At 68.9% G+C, this 14,681-nt stretch carries 15 protein-coding genes and 1 other RNA gene; 4 read left to right on the forward strand and 12 right to left on the reverse strand.

Annotation, left to right across the window (positions count from 1 at the left end; genetic code table 11):
• The 7 genes from BOX17_RS01765 to rsmI form a co-directional block, all read right to left on the reverse strand.
• Entirely contained in the window at nt 1-1,368 is a 1,368-nt protein-coding gene (locus tag BOX17_RS01765) for a UDP-N-acetylmuramoyl-tripeptide--D-alanyl-D-alanine ligase (protein WP_071941780.1), read from the reverse strand.
• The gene (locus BOX17_RS01770; RefSeq protein ID WP_071941781.1) at nt 1,365-2,873 is read right to left on the reverse strand and encodes a UDP-N-acetylmuramoyl-L-alanyl-D-glutamate--2,6-diaminopimelate ligase; all 1,509 of its coding nucleotides are present in this window, start codon (nt 2,871-2,873) and stop codon (nt 1,365-1,367) included. The genes BOX17_RS01765 and BOX17_RS01770 overlap by 4 nt, the downstream gene beginning before the upstream one ends.
• A 25-nt stretch (nt 2,874-2,898) precedes the next feature.
• On the reverse strand, nt 2,899-4,614 hold the full coding sequence (locus BOX17_RS01775; protein ID WP_071941782.1) for a peptidoglycan D,D-transpeptidase FtsI family protein: 1,716 nt from the start codon (nt 4,612-4,614) through the stop codon (nt 2,899-2,901).
• Nucleotides 4,611-4,937: a cell division protein FtsL gene (gene ftsL / locus BOX17_RS01780; protein ID WP_071941783.1), complete on the reverse strand. Its 327-nt coding sequence runs from the start codon at nt 4,935-4,937 to the stop codon at nt 4,611-4,613. The genes BOX17_RS01775 and ftsL overlap by 4 nt, the downstream gene beginning before the upstream one ends.
• Before the next feature lie 8 nt (nt 4,938-4,945).
• Complete coding sequence (gene rsmH, locus BOX17_RS01785) at nt 4,946-5,902, reverse strand: 16S rRNA (cytosine(1402)-N(4))-methyltransferase RsmH (RefSeq protein WP_071941784.1); 957 nt, start codon at nt 5,900-5,902, stop codon at nt 4,946-4,948.
• A gap of 52 nt (nt 5,903-5,954) precedes the next feature.
• An RNA gene (gene rnpB, locus BOX17_RS16615) (RNase P RNA component class A) lies at nt 5,955-6,318 on the reverse strand.
• Between the two features lie 32 nt (nt 6,319-6,350).
• Nucleotides 6,351-7,208, reverse strand: coding sequence for a 16S rRNA (cytidine(1402)-2'-O)-methyltransferase (rsmI, locus tag BOX17_RS01795; RefSeq protein WP_071941785.1), 858 nt, complete (start codon nt 7,206-7,208; stop codon nt 6,351-6,353).
• A gap of 46 nt (nt 7,209-7,254) precedes the next feature.
• On the opposite strand from rsmI, the gene BOX17_RS01800 reads away from it, so the two are divergent.
• The 4 genes from BOX17_RS01800 to BOX17_RS01815 are packed head-to-tail and all read left to right on the forward strand — an operon-like array spanning nt 7,255 to nt 10,572.
• On the forward strand, nt 7,255-9,006 hold the full coding sequence (locus BOX17_RS01800) for a penicillin-binding protein activator (RefSeq protein ID WP_071941786.1): 1,752 nt from the start codon (nt 7,255-7,257) through the stop codon (nt 9,004-9,006).
• Nucleotides 8,990-9,358, forward strand: a complete 369-nt coding sequence (locus tag BOX17_RS01805) for a YraN family protein (RefSeq protein ID WP_071941787.1) — start codon at nt 8,990-8,992, stop codon at nt 9,356-9,358. The genes BOX17_RS01800 and BOX17_RS01805 overlap by 17 nt, the downstream gene beginning before the upstream one ends.
• A 37-nt stretch (nt 9,359-9,395) precedes the next feature.
• Nucleotides 9,396-9,989 (forward strand): phosphoheptose isomerase, encoded by a 594-nt coding sequence (locus BOX17_RS01810; protein WP_071941788.1) that lies wholly within the window; start codon nt 9,396-9,398, stop codon nt 9,987-9,989.
• Between the two features lie 4 nt (nt 9,990-9,993).
• Nucleotides 9,994-10,572, forward strand: a complete 579-nt coding sequence (locus BOX17_RS01815; protein ID WP_071941789.1) for a BON domain-containing protein — start codon at nt 9,994-9,996, stop codon at nt 10,570-10,572.
• Between the two features lie 81 nt (nt 10,573-10,653).
• Here BOX17_RS01815 and BOX17_RS01820 read toward each other — a convergent pair whose 3' ends face one another.
• The 5 genes from BOX17_RS01820 to petA all read right to left on the reverse strand — a co-directional run bounded on the left by BOX17_RS01820 (nt 10,654) and on the right by petA (nt 14,560).
• Entirely contained in the window at nt 10,654-11,112 is a 459-nt protein-coding gene (locus BOX17_RS01820; protein ID WP_071941790.1) for a ClpXP protease specificity-enhancing factor, read from the reverse strand.
• Nucleotides 11,113-11,164: 52 nt separating this feature from the next.
• Nucleotides 11,165-11,791: a stringent starvation protein SspA gene (gene sspA, locus BOX17_RS01825; RefSeq protein WP_071941791.1), complete on the reverse strand. Its 627-nt coding sequence runs from the start codon at nt 11,789-11,791 to the stop codon at nt 11,165-11,167.
• Between the two features lie 146 nt (nt 11,792-11,937).
• Complete coding sequence (locus BOX17_RS01830) at nt 11,938-12,708, reverse strand: cytochrome c1 (protein WP_071941792.1); 771 nt, start codon at nt 12,706-12,708, stop codon at nt 11,938-11,940.
• On the reverse strand, nt 12,708-13,967 hold the full coding sequence (locus tag BOX17_RS01835; RefSeq protein ID WP_071941793.1) for a cytochrome b: 1,260 nt from the start codon (nt 13,965-13,967) through the stop codon (nt 12,708-12,710). Before BOX17_RS01835 ends, BOX17_RS01830 begins: the two co-directional genes overlap by 1 nt.
• Nucleotides 13,967-14,560, reverse strand: coding sequence for a ubiquinol-cytochrome c reductase iron-sulfur subunit (gene petA, locus BOX17_RS01840; RefSeq protein ID WP_071941794.1), 594 nt, complete (start codon nt 14,558-14,560; stop codon nt 13,967-13,969). The genes BOX17_RS01835 and petA overlap by 1 nt, the downstream gene beginning before the upstream one ends.
• Nucleotides 14,561-14,681 lie beyond the last annotated feature (121 nt).

A 14,681-nucleotide genomic window follows, 5' to 3' on the forward strand; every position in this document is an offset into this window, starting at 1 on the left:
TCACCTTGAAGCATCCGCGCGCAGGGCGGCAACGACGTGTTCCATGCCGGCACTGCGCGAACCCTTGACCAGCACGCTGGCCCCGGGCGGTAGATGGTGGAGGACGTGGCGCATCAGCGCCTCCCGGTCGTCGAAATGGGACCCGCCTTCGCCGAAGGCCTGGCTGGCCGGCCGTGCCGGCTCGCCGAGGGTACCCAGAAAATCGACCCCCTGTTCCCGCGCGTAGTGCCCGAGCTCGGCATGCAGCCGGTCGGACTCGCCTCCCAGTTCTCCCATGGCGCCGAGCAGGCACCAGTGCGGTGCCGGCAGCGTCACGAGGACATCGAGCGCCGCCTTCACCGCGCCGGGGTTGGCATTATAGGTATCGTCCAGCAGGTACGTGCCGTTGAGGCCTTCCACGACGCTCATCCGGCCCGTCATCGGCGCCACCGCCTCGAGTCCGGCCAGCACCTCGGCCTCCTCGAGTCCCATGGCCAGCGCCGCCGCGGCGGCGGCCAGGGCATTGGCCACGTTGTGACGCCCCAGCAGGGCCAACCGCACCCGGCCGATCTCGCGGCCGTCCCGAACAAGCGTGAAAGCATAGCGCCCAAGGGCGTCGCAGGCCAGCGCCTCGGCCCGAAGGCGGGCCCTCGGGTCCAGCCCGAAGTCGAGCACCTCCCGCGGCGCGGCGAGGCCCGCCCAGGCCGCGAAGAAGGCATCGTCGCGATTGAGCACGGCCACGCCGTCGTCGGGCAGGCCGGCCAGGATCTCGGCCTTGGCCTGGGCGATGCGGCCCATGCCGCCGAACTCGCCCACGTGGGCGCCGGTGACGTTGGTGATCACCGCCACCCGAGGGCCGGCCAGGGCCGTGGTCCAGGCGATCTCGCCGAGGTGGTTGGCCCCCAGCTCCACCACCGCCTGGCGGTGGCCCGGCTCGAGGGCCAGCAGGGTCAGGGGCGCGCCGATATCGTTGTTGAGGTTGCCCTCGGTGGCGAGCGTCGCCCCGCTGCGGCCCAGCAGGGTCGCCAGCATCTGCTTGACCGTAGTCTTGCCGCTGTTGCCGGTGACGGCGACCAGGGCCCCGCCCCAGGCCCGGCGCCGCGCCCGCGCCAGCAGCCCCAGGGCGAGACGGGTGTCGGGCACCACCAGCTGGGGCAGCGGGTCGTCCACCGGCCGCTCGACGAGCGCCGCCACGGCCCCGGCCTCGCGGGCCTGAGCCACGAACTCGTGGGCATCGAAGCGCTCGCCGCGCAGCGCCACGAACAGCGCCCCGGGCGCGAGCTTCCGGGTATCGGTGACGATGGCGCCGACGGCCGGATCCTCGTCGGGCCGCGTCAGCCCGAGGGCGTCGGCCACCTCGTGCAGCGTCTGCAGGCCCACGCCGCTCATCGTCCGCCCTCCGCGGCACGGCGCGCCAGGCCACGCTCGGCCTCGGCGAGGTCCGAGAAGGCATGGCGCACCCCTGCCACCTCCTGATAGTCCTCATGGCCCTTGCCGGCGATCAGCACCACGTCGTCCGGGGCGGCCTCGGCCAGCACCCGGGCGATGGCTTCGCCGCGACCGGCCACCTCGATGACCTCGCGGTTCGGCGCGTCGTCCAGGCCCTCCAGGACCTGGGCGCGGATCGTCTCGGGGGCCTCGCCGCGTGGATTGTCGTCGGTGACCACCAGCACGTCGGCATGGCGCGCCGCGGCCTCGGCCATCAGGGGGCGCTTGCCGCTGTCGCGGTCGCCGCCGCAGCCGAACAGGCACCACAGCCGGCCGTCGCCCGGAAGGTGTGCACGCAGCGCCGCCAGGGCGTTATCCAGGGCGTCCGGGGTATGGGCGTAGTCGATGACCACCGTGGGCGCGCCGGGACGCGACAGGCGCTCCATGCGCCCGGGTACCGGGGCGAGGTCGGCGGCCGCCTCGAAGAGCGCCTCCAGGGAATGCCCCAGGCCATGGAGGGTGGCGATGGCCAGCAGCACGTTGTCCAGGGTGAAGCGACCCATCAGCGCGAGCTCAAGCTCGCGCTCGCCGTCCGGCGTGGCGATCAGCGCCCGCTGGCCGCCGGCATGGGCGAGCCACTCGACGACGCGCAGGGTCACCGCCTCGTCCTCGCCCACCGCCAGGACGCGCACGCCACGGTGCACCCCGGCGAGCATCAGTCGCGCCAGCGGATCGTCGCCGTTGACCACGGCGAGCTCGAGCTCATGGCGACGGAACAGCCGCGCCTTGGCGGCGGCATAGGCCGCCATGCTGCCGTGGTAGTCCAGGTGGTCGCGACTCAGGTTGGTGAACACCGCGGCCTGCAGGCTGCAGCCGTCGAGGCGCCCCTGCTCCAGGGCGTGTGAGGAGACCTCCATGGCCACGCGCCGCACCCCCTCGGCGGCCAGCTCGCCGATCGCCGCCTGCAGGGCCAGGGGACCCGGCGTGGTCAGGTGGCCGGCCGTCAGGGCGCCGGGGCGCCCATGGCCCAGGGTGCCGACCAGGCCGGCATCCACCCCGAGGGCAAGGCTCAGTTCGGCCAGGTAGTGCGTCACGGAGCTCTTGCCGTTGGTGCCGGTGACGCCGATCAGCTCCAGCTCCCGGGGCACCTCGAACAGGACCCGGCCCAGCTCGCCCTGGGCCTCGCGCAGCCCCGACAGCCAAAGCACCCGGTCGCTGTCCGGCCCGGGCGTACCGTCATCATGGGCCAGCACCAGCGACGCCCCGGCCGCCAGCGCCTGGTCGATGTACGCTCGCCCGTCGGCCGCGACCCCGGGCACCGCCACGAAGACGTCCCCCTCTCCGACCCGACGGCTGTCGAGCACGAGGCGCACGGTGTCGGGCAGGGAGAGGTCCTCCAGGGCAAGGCGGCACTCGGGCCAGAGCCCGACCAGGCCCGCCTCGAGTCGCTCGGCACTCAGCTGCATCTCGTTCTCTCTCCTGAACTGGCGATCATGATTCCGGGTCCCGGGCATCCGGCGGCACGTCGAGCAGGCGCAAGGCATTGCCAGCCACCCGGGAGAAGACCGGCGCCGCCACTGCCCCGCCGTAATAACTGTCGCCCCGCGGATGGTCGATCATGACCACGGTGACGATCCGGGGATTCGAGACGGGGGCGATACCGACGAAGAGGCCACGGTAGGCCTTCTCCTGGTAGCCGCCGGCATCGGTCTTGCGCACGGTGCCCGTCTTGCCGGCCACCCGATAGCCAGGCACAAGGGCCCGACGGGCGCCGGTGCCGGGTTCGACGACCTGGTCCATCATCCCGAGTATCCGCCGGGCCACGTCCGGGTCGATGACCTGTTCGCCGGCCGGCGACTGACCGAGCTTGAGCAGCGAGGGCGGCAGGCGGCGCCCCTCGTTGGCGATGGCGGTATAGGCACTGGCCAGCTGCAGCGCCGAGACGGACAGGCCATACCCATAGGAGAGGGCCGCCCACTGGCTGCTCGACCAGCGCACCGGCGCCGGAATGCTGCCGGTGGACTCGCCGGGGAAGCCGGTGCCCGGGCTCTGCCCCAGCCCCAGGGCGCGATACTTGGCCGGGACCACGGGGTCGTCCAGGCGCAGGGCCAGCTTGGACATGCCGATGTTCGAGGACTTCTCGAGGATGCCGGCCAGGGTCAGCTTGCCGTAGTTGCGAATATCCTTGATGGTGAAGCGGTCGATGACCATCCAGCCCGGCGAGGTGTCGACCACCGTATCCAGGGGCAGGTCACCCGTCTCGAGCATGGCCGCCATCGCCAGCGGCTTCATGACCGACCCCGGCTCGTAGACATCGACGATGGCCCGGTTGCGCAGGCCCTGGGGGTCGAGCCCGGCCCGGTTGTTGGGGTTGTAGGAGGGCTGGTTGGCCATGGCCAGCACCTCCCCGCTGCGGGCGTCCAGCATCACCACGATGCCGCCGTCGGCATCATTCTCGGTGACCGCCGCCTTGAGCTCGCGGTAGGCCATGTACTGCAGGCGCTGGTCCAGGGCCAGGGTGAGGTCGCCGCCGGGCTGCGCCTCCTGCAGCATGGCCAGGTCGCGCACCAGGCGCCCGCGGCGGTCCTTGAGGACCCGACGCTTGCCGGGGACTCCCGCGAGGTAGGGCTGGTAGGCCAGCTCCAGGCCCTCCTGCCCCTGGTCGTCGATGTTAGTCACCCCCAGCAGCTGGGCGGTCACCTCGCCGGCCGGATAGTAGCGCTTGTACTCCTCGCGGGCGTGGACGCCGGGAATGCGCAGGTCGAGCACCTGCTGCGCCGCCTCGGGGGTCATGCGGCGCTGCAGGTACATGAACTCCCGCTCCGCGTAGCGCGCGATGCGCTCGTTGAGGGCATCGAGCTCCTGCCCGAGGGCGTTCGCCAGCATGAGGCGCTGGATGTCGTCCTCCGGCAGGTCCTGGGGGTTGGCCCAGAGGGTCACCACCGGCGTGGAGATGGCCAGCGGCTCGCCGTGCCGGTCGGTGATCATGCCACGGTGGGCGGGGATGGTATCGGTGCGCAGGGTCCGGGCATCGCCCTGCCCCTGCAGGAAGGATCGGTCGAAGACGTGCAGGTCGACGATGCGCCCCGCCAGCAGGGCAAGCCCCAGCGCAACCAGGGTCATCATCACCCGATAGCGAGCCTTGCCCATGGGCGCCATGGGGGGAGGACGACGCGGCGTCACGCCGCTGCGGGATGCGTCGCTCATGGCCGGATGACCTCGACCTCGTCGATGTCGGGCAGGCGCATCTCCAGGCGCTCCTGGGCCAGGCGTTCGACCCGTGCCGGCGACGACCAGGCGCTCTCCTCGAGCAGCAGCTGACCCCATTCGGTCTGCAGCTGCTGATGTTCGCGCTCGAGGTGCTGAAGGCGCGCGTACTGGTCACGGGTCAGGTGACTGGTGGTGATCACCCCCAGGGCCGAGGCCAGGCAGGCCGCCAGCAGGAGGGCGACCAGCAGCAGCATCGGTGACGCCCCCAGGCGCAGGGGCCAGCCGAAGGAGGAGGTTACCGGGGATCGTCCCTGTGCCATGGTGGACCTCAGTATCGTTTGCGTGCCACACGCATCACCGCACTGCGCGCCCGAGGGTTCTCCTGAACCTCCTCGGCGGAAGGTCGACGCGCCTTGCCCAGCGCCTCCAGGCGCCGCTTGAGCTGATCATCGCGCAGCGGCACGCCGCGGGGCAGGTCGGTGTCCCCCCGCACATGGTCGCGGATGAAGCACTTGACCCGGCGATCCTCCAGCGAATGGAAGCTGATCACCACCAGGTGACCGCCCGGGGCGAGGGCCTCCAGGGCCGCCTCGAGGGCGGCATCCAGCTGTTCCAGCTCGCCATTGACCTGGATGCGCAGGGCCTGGAAGACCCGGGTGGCGGGATGTTTGCCCTTCTCCCAGGCGGGATGGGCCGCCTTGACCACCTCGGCGAGGTCCGCCGTCCGCTCGAAGGGTCGCTCGGCACGCCGGGCCACGATAGCCCGGGCCAGGCGGCGCGCGAAGCGCTCCTCGCCATAGGTCTTGAAGACCCGCACGATCTCGCCCTCGCTGGCGCGCGCCAGAAAACCGGCGGCACTCTCGCCGTGGTCGGGATCCATGCGCATGTCCAGGGGGCCGTCGCGCAGGAAGCTGAAACCGCGCTCGGCATCATCGAGCTGGGGGGACGAGACCCCCACGTCGAGCAGGACCCCGGCCAGCCGGCCATGCAGGCCATGGCGCTCGGCGATCTCGCCGAGCCGGGCAAACTCGCCCCGCTCGATGGTGAAGCGGGCATCGGTGATGCCCCCCGCCTCGGCGACGGCCTGAGGGTCGCGATCGATGGCCAGCAGGCGCCCCTCGGGCGCAAGGCGCTCGAGGATCGCCCGGGAGTGACCACCGCGCCCGAAGGTGCCGTCGAGATAGGCACCGGCCGGGTCATGGACCAGGGCCTCGACCGCGCCATCGAGCAGCACGCTGGCATGGCGAAAACCGCGGACGGGTGATTCGGGAGCGGATGACGGCATGCACTTCTCGTTGGCAGCTGGCAGGGACCGTGCGCGACGGTGACAGAAAAGATGGGGGAGTCGGCCGATAAGCCGGGTTCTGTCGAGGACAGTCATTCCTCTAGGGGCGACGTCACCGGCGCCCTCGAGCAACCTACCCGAACCCGACGCGGGCCACGCCATGGGGTTCCTATTTGGTCTTGCTCCGAGTGGGGTTTACCTTGCCACGCACTGTTGCCAGGCGCGCGGTGCGCTCTTACCGCACCCTTTCACCCTTACCGGCCTCCCGAGGGAGACGTAGGCGGTCTGCTCTCTGCTGCACTTTCCGTCGGCTCGCGCCGCCCAGGCGTTACCTGGCACTCTGCCCTATGGAGCCCGGACTTTCCTCCCCCGCCCGACCCGAGGGCCGGGGCGGCGGCGACTGTCTGGCCAACTCCCGCGGCAAGGATACCAGCGCCCTTGCGCCGCCTCAATGGCCGTCCTTGAGGGCCTGGGCCCTGGCGTACCACACCTTCTTGACGCCCCCCAGCACCCGCGCCGCCACGGCGGCGGCCTGCTTGACGCCCACCCCCTCGGACAGCAGGGCAAGCAGCAGCTCATCGGCCTCCACCGCCGACTGCTCGGCCTCGCCGCGCGCCGGTGCGCCGGCCACCATCACCACGAACTCGCCGCGGGCCTGGTCCGGGTCCTCCTCCATGCGGGCGATCAGCCCGGCCGGCGTGCCGTCGAGGAAGGTCTCGAAGGCCTTGGTGAGCTCCCGGGCCAGGACCACCCGGCGCTCCCCCAACACGCTGGCGAGGTCGGCCAGGGTGTCGCGGACCCGATGGGGCGATTCGTAGAACACCAGGGTCTCCTCCCTGCCGGCCAGGCGTTCAAGCCGCGCCCGACGGGTCCCGCCCTTGGCCGGGAGAAATCCCTGGAAGAGGAAGCGGTCGGTGGGAAGGCCCGCCGCCGACAGGGCCGCGACGAGGGCGCAGGGCCCCGGGAGCGGGATGATGCGACGCCCCCGCGCCCTGAGCTCGCGCACCAGCACGAAGCCCGGGTCGCTGATCAGGGGCGTGCCGGCGTCCGAGACCAGGGCGACATCCTCGCCGGCCATGAGCCGGGCATCCAGGGCGTCGACCCGCGAGGCCTCGTTGTGCTCGTGCAGCGAGAGCATGGGTCGTGACAGGCCCAGATGGCGCAGCAGGCGGCCACTGTGCCGGGTGTCCTCGGCGGCAATCAGCGCCACCTCGCCGAGCACCCGGGCGGCCCTCGGGCTCAGGTCGTCCAGATTCCCAATCGGTGTGGCGACCACGTACAATGAACCGGCAGGCGTATCGGACATCTCGGCTCCTGGGATGCTCTGGGACATGGAAACAAGGGAAGGAATCATGAAGATCTCGTTACGCGGCCCGCTGGCCGCCGCGCTCACCGCGCTGCTTCTCGCGGGTTGCAGTTTCCAGCCGGGTGTCATCGAACGACAGGCCGATGTGGATCCGCAGCGCCTGCTTCAGCAGGCCGAACAGCAAGAGCCGGGGCAGGCGGCCCTGTCCCGCCTGGAGGCGGCCGACATCCTAGCACGCCAGGGCCGTCGCCCCCAGGCGCTGGAGGTCGCCAAGGAAATCGACGACAGCCGGCTGGAACGCCAGGCCCGAGTGCGCTGGGCGCTGCTGCTCTCCGACCTGGGCGAGACCGAGGGGGATCCCTGGGCGGTCATCCAGGCCGGCCAGCTACTCGACGAGGTCGAGCTACCCCGCGAGGCGTCCCTGACCGTGCGGGAACGCCTGGGCATGGCGCTCGCCGAGGTCGACGAGCCCCTCGCGGCCGCCCGGGCGCTGATCCGCGTCCAGGGCGAGACCGATCGCGAGGACCTGAACGACCCGATCTGGGCCCAGCTTTCCCGGCTGGACAGCCGCGAGCTGGCCGCGCTGCGCGAGGGAGGCGACGACCTGACCCTGGGCTGGGTCGCCCTCACCGAGCTGGTGCGCACCAGCGGCAGCGACATCCAGCGTCTCTTCGCCCGCCTCGAGGACTGGCGCGGAAGCCATCGCGGCCATCCGGCGGCCCGTCGGCTCCCCGGCGAGATCACGGCCCTTGGGGAGCTGCGCGGACAGCGCGTGGATCACATCGCGGTCTTCCTGCCGGAGTCCGGGCCGCTCGCCGGCATCGCCAAGGCGATGCGCCAGGGCATCCGCACCCATCACCTGGAGGGCGTCGACAGCGGCGCCCGCCTGAGCTTCTTCGACAGCAGTGCCGTCGACCTGGATGCCCTCTACCGCGAGGCCGCCGCCCTGGGTGCCCAGGTGGTGGTCGGGCCGCTGGACAAGGACGCCGTCAGCCGACTCGAGCAGCGTGATCGTGTCCCGATGCCGACCCTGGCGCTCAACTACGGGCGAGGCGACCGCAACCAGGCCAAGGGGCTCTTCCAGTATGGCCTCTCCGCCGAGGACGAGGCCCGGCAGGCCGCCCAGCGCGCCTGGACCGACGGCCACCGCCTGGCCTCCCTGATGGTGCCGGACAACGACTGGGGACGCCGCGTCGGCGAGGCCTTCTGGGACACCTGGCGCGACCTCGGCGGCGACGTCGCCAGTGCGGTCCGCTACGATCCCCGGGCGCCTGCCACCGAGAGCGCGAAGCGGGCCGCCACCAACCCGCAGCCGGATATGCTGTTCCTGCTGGCACTGCCCGAATACGCCCGCCAGGTGCCGCCCAACCTGGACTATATCGATAGCGGCGACCTGCCGATCTACGCGACCTCCCACCTCTTCGCCGGCCAGCTGCAGCCGCGCCTGGACGGAGACCTGGACGACGTGCTGTTCGTCGACATCCCCTGGCAGATCCCCGACGCGTCCGTGGGCGGCGTGGAGGCCCTGCCCTTCCTCGACAGCTACCGCCAGCTGCGCGAGGAGTCGGACTCCACGATGTTCCGCGTGATGGCCATGGGCGTGGATGCCTACGAGCTGGCCCTGCGCATGCCGCAGCTTCAGGCCATCAGCGGCACCGAGCTGTTCGGCGCCACCGGCACCCTGAGCGCGGGGGAGGACGGCCGCATCCATCGCCGCCTGCCCTGGGCGCGCTTCGTCAATGGCGTGCCCCAGCCGGTGCTGATCCCGGGCGTGTTCGGCGATGAACGGGCCCCGTGACGCCCGGGCCCGCGGCGGCGCCATCGAGCAGCTCGCGGCCCGCTGGCTGACCTCCCGCGGGCTGGCGCTCGAGGCCAGCAACCAGCACGCCAAGGGCGGCGAGATCGACCTGGTGATGCGCGACGGCGAGGTCCTGGTGTTCGTCGAGGTCCGCCATCGCGCCGACAGCCGCCACGGCCACCCCCTCGAAACCATCACCGCCACCAAGCAGCGCCGCCTGATCCGGGCGGCGCGTTTTTATCTCCAGCGCAACGGGCTATCATGTCCCTGCCGCTTCGATGTGCTGGCCGTCACCGGCACGCCCCCCGAGTTCGAGATCGACTGGGTCGCGAATGCCTTCGAAGCGCCCTGACCGGTCAAGCCACTCTGCCAAAGGACCCGGAACCCGCATGGATTTCCAGCAGCGCATACTCGGCCACTTCAATGCCAGCATCGACACCAAGACCTATGCCAGCGAGGTGCTCCCGCCCTTCATCGAGGTCGCCAGCCAGATGATGGTCCAGTGCCTGGTGAACGAGGGCAAGATCCTGGCCTGCGGCAACGGCGGCAGCGCCGGCGACAGCCAGCACTTCTCCTCGGAACTGCTCAACCGCTTCGAGCGTGAGCGCCCCAGCCTGCCGGCCCTGGCCCTGACCACCGACACCTCCACGCTGACCTCCATCGCCAACGACTACAGCTACAACGAGGTCTTCTCCAAGCAGATCCGCGCCCTGGGCCAGCCCGGCGACATCCTGCTGGCCATCTCCACCAGCGGGAACTCCGCCAACGTCATCCAGGCCATCCAGGCCGCCCATGACCGGGACATGACGGTGATCGCCCTGACTGGCCGCGACGGGGGCGACATGGCCTCGCTGCTGGGCCAGGACGACTGCGAGATCCGGGTGCCGGCGACCTCCACGGCACGCATCCAGGAGGTCCACCTGCTGGCCATCCACTGCCTCTGCGACCTGATCGACGAACAACTCTTCGGGACAAGCGAGTAAAACCATGACCAAGACCTCCCTGCTCACGCCCATTCTGCTCACCCTCGCCCTCGGCGTCGGCGGGTGCACCGCCGTCACCGGCGTCACCCATCCCGGCACCATCGAGGAGGACTATGGGGAGCGCACCTTCGGCACCCAGGTCGAGGACGAGAGCATCGAGACCAAGATCGCCCACAACCTCGGCCAGACCGATGCCCGGCTGGGCGATGCCCGCATCAACGTCGACAGCTTCAATGGCGTGGTGCTGTTGACCGGCCAGGTGCCCAGCGAGGAACTCCAGCAGAAGGCCGAACAGGTCGCCGGCCAGGTGCGCAACGTGCGCGAGGTGCACAATGAGCTGACCGTCGCCGCCAACCTGCCTGCCAGCCAGCGCCTCGCCGATACCTGGCTGCGCACCCGTATCAACACCGCCCTGGTCGCCAACCAGGAGATCGACTCGGGCCGTGTCCAGGTCATCACCGAGAACAGCAGCGTCTACCTCATGGGCATCGTGAACCGCAACGAGGCCGAGCGCATCGTCCAGGCCGTCGCGGCCGTGGGCGGCATGCAGCGCATCGTCAAGGTATTCGACTACCTCGACTGATGCCCCCAGACGCAGGACGGCAGGCCCGAGGGCCTGCCGTCCTGCGTGGATACCTCGCTCCCGCGGGAGCCGGCGTTCACGTCACTTGATGACGCGCAGTGAGGGAGGCCCCTTGCGTGGCCGGGCGGCCTCGTCATCATCACCGCCTTCGTCCTCGCCGGCATCGGCCGGGCTCTCCACCCCGCTGAGGGGAGACGCCTCTTCCGGCTCGGTGACCTCGATCGGCAGCACCGGCTCGTGGCCGAAGACCATGCCCACGCCGTTCTCACGGGCGTAGATGGCGATCAACGCCTCCATGGGCACCATCACCTGCATGGGCTGCCCGCCGAAGCGCGCCGAGAAGCTGACCGCCTCGTTCTCCATGGCGAAGTCGCGAATGGCCGTCGGGGCGAGATTAAGCACGATCTGACCGTTCTGGACGAACTGCCGGGGCACCTCGACACCCTCCTGCTCGGCATCGACGACGATGTAGGGCGTGAGCTCGTTGTCCAGCAGCCACTGGTACAGGGCCCTGGCAATATAGGGACGGCTCGAGTGCATGGTTGGCCCTCCTGGGGTGGCCCCCCGGCCAGGCCGGGGGATGCAGGGAAGATCAGGAACGCATCTCGCGTTCGCTCTCGCTGAGTGCCGCCTTGAAGCCGTCGCGATCGAACAGGCGCTCCATGTAGCCCAGCAGGGGTTTGACCTGCTTCTCGGGCAGCTCGATGCCCAGCACCGGCAGGCGCCAGAGGATCGGCGCCAGGCAGCAGTCCACCAGCGTGAACTCATCGCTCATGAAATACGGCATGTCCTCGAAGATCGGCGAGATACCGACCAGGCTCTCGCGAAGCTCCTTGCGTGCCTTCTCCACGTCCTTCTTGGCGCCAGTCTGGATCTGCTCGACCAGCGGACACCATTCGCGCTCGATGCGATGCATCCACAGGCGGCTCTTGGCGCGCGCCACCGGGTAGACCGGCAACAGCGGCGGATGCGGGAAGCGCTCGTCCAGGTACTCCATCATCACCTTGGACTCGTAGAGCACCAGGTCGCGATCGAGCAGCGTGGGCACGCTGTTGTAGGGATTGAGGTCGGCAAGCTCCTCCGGGTGGTGCTCGTCGGTCACCTCGACGATATCCACGGCCACGCCCTTCTCGGCGAGCACGATTCGCACACGATGACTGAAATGGTCATCCCCTCCGGAGTAGAAGATCATCGACGACCGCTTGGCCACTACACCCATGTAACAATCCTCGCATCAGTTCGTGCCGAGATGATAACACGACCGACCCCGCCTTGAGGGCGATCGTCCTGCCCGGTATCGGGCATATACCACAGGGGCGCACGGCCTGCGGCCATGCGCCCCTGTGATGCTGCGTTGCCATCGGATCAGTGAATGTCGCGCCAGTACTCGCGCTTGAGCAGGTAGGCGATGACACCGAAGATGAAGATGAAGATCAGCACCTTCGGCCCCAGCGACTGGGCCTGCAGCTTGGACGGCTCACCCGCGTAGGCCAGGAAGTTGGTGAGGTCGTAGACCGCATTCTCGAACTCCTCGGGCTCCATCTCGCCGGGCCGGGTCACCTGCAGGGTCTCGCAGGACTGGTACTTGCCGGTCAGCGGATCCAGTTCACCCCCCGGGACCGGCTTGTCGCTGGCGGCACAGACCTTCTCCTGGACCCCCTGCAGCGGCTCCAGCACGTTGGGCATGGCCACCAGCGGGAAGACCGCGTTGTTGACGCCGGTGGGACGCTCCGGATCCTTGTAGAAGCTCAGCAGGTAGGAGTAGACCCAGTCGGTGCCGCGCAGGCGCGCCTCGAGGGTCAGGTCCGGCGGCGCGGCACCGAACCAGTTCTCGGCATCGCCACTGCCCATGGCGATGTGCATCTGGTCATTGAACTTCAGGGCATCCGAGAAGATCAGGTTGTCCTCGACGAGATCCTGGGGCATGTCCAGGTCCTCGGCAGCGCGGGAGAAGCGCTGGTACTCCATGGAGTGACAGCCCATGCAGTAGTTCACGAAGAGCTTCATGCCGTTCTGCAGCGAGGCCTTGTTCTCGAGGTCCGGATTCATCTCCTCCAGATGGACACCTCCGCCCCCGGCGGCGAACCCGACCATCGGCACCAGCGCGAAGAGCAGTGCGAACAGTTGCTTTTTCATTAGCCAGTCACCCTTTCCGGAACGGGTTTGGTCTTCTCCAGCCGGGTATAGAGCGGCATCAGCAGGAAGAAGGCGAAGTAGAGCGCGGTACACAGCTGGGCGATCATGGTCCGCGTCTCGGTCGTCGGCAGCACGCCGAGTACCCCGAGGATCACGAAGCTGATGGCGAAGAGGAGCAGCATCACCTTGGAGATCCACCCCTTGTAGCGCATCGAGCGCACCGGACTGCGATCGAGCCAGGGGAGCACGAACAGGATGGCGATCGCCCCACCCATCACGATGACGCCGAGGAACTTGGCGTCCAGCCCGAACAGGCTGAAGGTGATCGCGCGCAGCATCGCGTAGAAGGGCGTGAAGTACCACACCGGTGCGATATGGTCCGGCGTCTTCAGCGGGTTGGCCGGCTCGAAGTTGGGCTTCTCGATGAAGTAGCCGCCGCCCTCCGGGAAGTAGAAGATCACCATCACGAAGACGAACAGGAAGACCGCGAGTCCGACGAGGTCCTTCACCGTGTAGTACGGATGGAAGGGGATGCCGTCCAGCGGCTTGCCGGACTCGTCCTTCTTCTTCTTGATGTCGATGCCGTCGGGGTTGTTGGAGCCGACCTCGTGCAGGGCAATGATGTGGAGCACCACCAGCGCCAGGATCACGATGGGCAGCGCCACCACGTGCAGGGCGAAGAAGCGGTTGAGGGTGATGCCGGAGATCAGGAAGTCACCGCGCACCCACTGGGCCAGGTCCGGGCCGATGGCGGGGATGGCGGAGAACAGCGAGATGATGACCTGGGCACCCCAGTAGGACATCTGGCCCCAGGGCAGCAGGTAGCCCATGAAGGCCTCCGCCATGAGCGCCAGGTAGATCGTCATGCCGAAGATCCACACCAGCTCGCGGGGCGCCTTATAGGAGCCGTAGAGCAGGCCGCGGAACATGTGCAGGTAGACCACGACGAAGAAGGCCGAGGCCCCGGTGGAGTGCATGTAGCGGATCAGCCAGCCCCACTCCACGTCGCGCATGATGTACTCGACCGAGGCGAAGGCGCCCTCGGCGGAGGGGTTGAAGCTCATGGTCAGCCAGACGCCGGTGAGGATCTGGTTGATCAGTACCACCAGGGCCAGCGAGCCGAAGAAGTACCAGAAGTTGAAGTTCTTCGGCGCATAGTACTTGGCCAGGTGCTCTTCCCACATCTGAGTGGCGGGGAAGCGGTCATCGACCCAGCGCATGAAGCCGCGCTCCGCCTTGGCCTTGTTCGGATTACCCATCAGGCAGACTCCTCATCTTCGCCGACAGTGATCAGCACATCGCTGTCGAAGCGGTAAGGTGGGACTTCGAGGTTGGTCGGCGCCGGCACGTTGGCGTACACCCGCCCCGCGAGGTCGAAGCGTGAGCCATGACAGGGGCAGAAGAAGCCGCCGGGCCAGTCAGCGACGTCCACGCTGCCGGGCTCGGGCCTGAACAGCGGCGAGCAGCCCAGATGGGTGCAGATGCCGATGAGCACGCCGATCTCGGGCTTGATGGAGCGCAGCGGGCCTTCCACGTAGTCGGGCTGCTGCGGCACGCTGGACTCCGGGTCGGCCAGCTGCGACGGGTCGATCGATTCGGTGCGCTCGATCATCTCCGACGAGCGATTGAGGATCCACACCGGCTTGCCGCGCCACTCGACGGTCATGCGCTGCCCGGGCTCGAGCTTCGACACGTCCGCCTGAACGGGGGCACCCGCTGCTCTCGCCCTGGCACTCGGCTGCCAGGAAGCCACAAAGGGGACCGCAACCCCGACGGCACCCACCGCACCCACGACGGTGGTGGCACCTACGAGGAAACGGCGCCGACCCTTGTTTACGCCGTTATCTGCCATATTCAGGTTTCTCCCATCAACTTACCCGCTGTTTTATCACGGGCAGTGAATCCCCCGCGACCACGGATACCAAATGCGATCTATGGTAAAAAATCGTGTCGTCCCGCACAAGGAAAGGTTC

The sequence above is a fragment of the Halomonas aestuarii genome (genome assembly GCF_001886615.1).
Lineage (GTDB): Bacteria > Pseudomonadota > Gammaproteobacteria > Pseudomonadales > Halomonadaceae > Halomonas > Halomonas aestuarii.

Excerpts from the sequence above, each read along its gene's own strand:
- rsmI (WP_071941785.1), bottom strand. The coding sequence starts at position 7,208 with ATGTCCGATACGCCTGCCGGTTCATTGTACGTGGTCGCCACACCGATT.
- BOX17_RS01775 (WP_071941782.1), bottom strand. The coding sequence starts at position 4,614 with ATGAGCGACGCATCCCGCAGCGGCGTGACGCCGCGTCGTCCTCCCCCC.
- sspA (WP_071941791.1), bottom strand. The coding sequence starts at position 11,791 with ATGGGTGTAGTGGCCAAGCGGTCGTCGATGATCTTCTACTCCGGAGGG.
- BOX17_RS01770 (WP_071941781.1), bottom strand. The coding sequence starts at position 2,873 with ATGCAGCTGAGTGCCGAGCGACTCGAGGCGGGCCTGGTCGGGCTCTGG.
- BOX17_RS01835 (WP_071941793.1), bottom strand. The coding sequence starts at position 13,967 with ATGGGTAATCCGAACAAGGCCAAGGCGGAGCGCGGCTTCATGCGCTGG.
- BOX17_RS01810 (WP_071941788.1), top strand. The coding sequence starts at position 9,396 with ATGGATTTCCAGCAGCGCATACTCGGCCACTTCAATGCCAGCATCGAC.
- BOX17_RS01805 (WP_071941787.1), top strand. The coding sequence starts at position 8,990 with ATGAACGGGCCCCGTGACGCCCGGGCCCGCGGCGGCGCCATCGAGCAG.
- BOX17_RS01830 (WP_071941792.1), bottom strand. The coding sequence starts at position 12,708 with ATGAAAAAGCAACTGTTCGCACTGCTCTTCGCGCTGGTGCCGATGGTC.
- ftsL (WP_071941783.1), bottom strand. The coding sequence starts at position 4,937 with ATGGCACAGGGACGATCCCCGGTAACCTCCTCCTTCGGCTGGCCCCTG.
- BOX17_RS01800 (WP_071941786.1), top strand. The coding sequence starts at position 7,255 with ATGAAGATCTCGTTACGCGGCCCGCTGGCCGCCGCGCTCACCGCGCTG.
- petA (WP_071941794.1), bottom strand. The coding sequence starts at position 14,560 with ATGGCAGATAACGGCGTAAACAAGGGTCGGCGCCGTTTCCTCGTAGGT.
- BOX17_RS01765 (WP_071941780.1), bottom strand. The coding sequence starts at position 1,368 with ATGAGCGGCGTGGGCCTGCAGACGCTGCACGAGGTGGCCGACGCCCTC.
- BOX17_RS01815 (WP_071941789.1), top strand. The coding sequence starts at position 9,994 with ATGACCAAGACCTCCCTGCTCACGCCCATTCTGCTCACCCTCGCCCTC.
- BOX17_RS01820 (WP_071941790.1), bottom strand. The coding sequence starts at position 11,112 with ATGCACTCGAGCCGTCCCTATATTGCCAGGGCCCTGTACCAGTGGCTG.
- rsmH (WP_071941784.1), bottom strand. The coding sequence starts at position 5,902 with ATGCCGTCATCCGCTCCCGAATCACCCGTCCGCGGTTTTCGCCATGCC.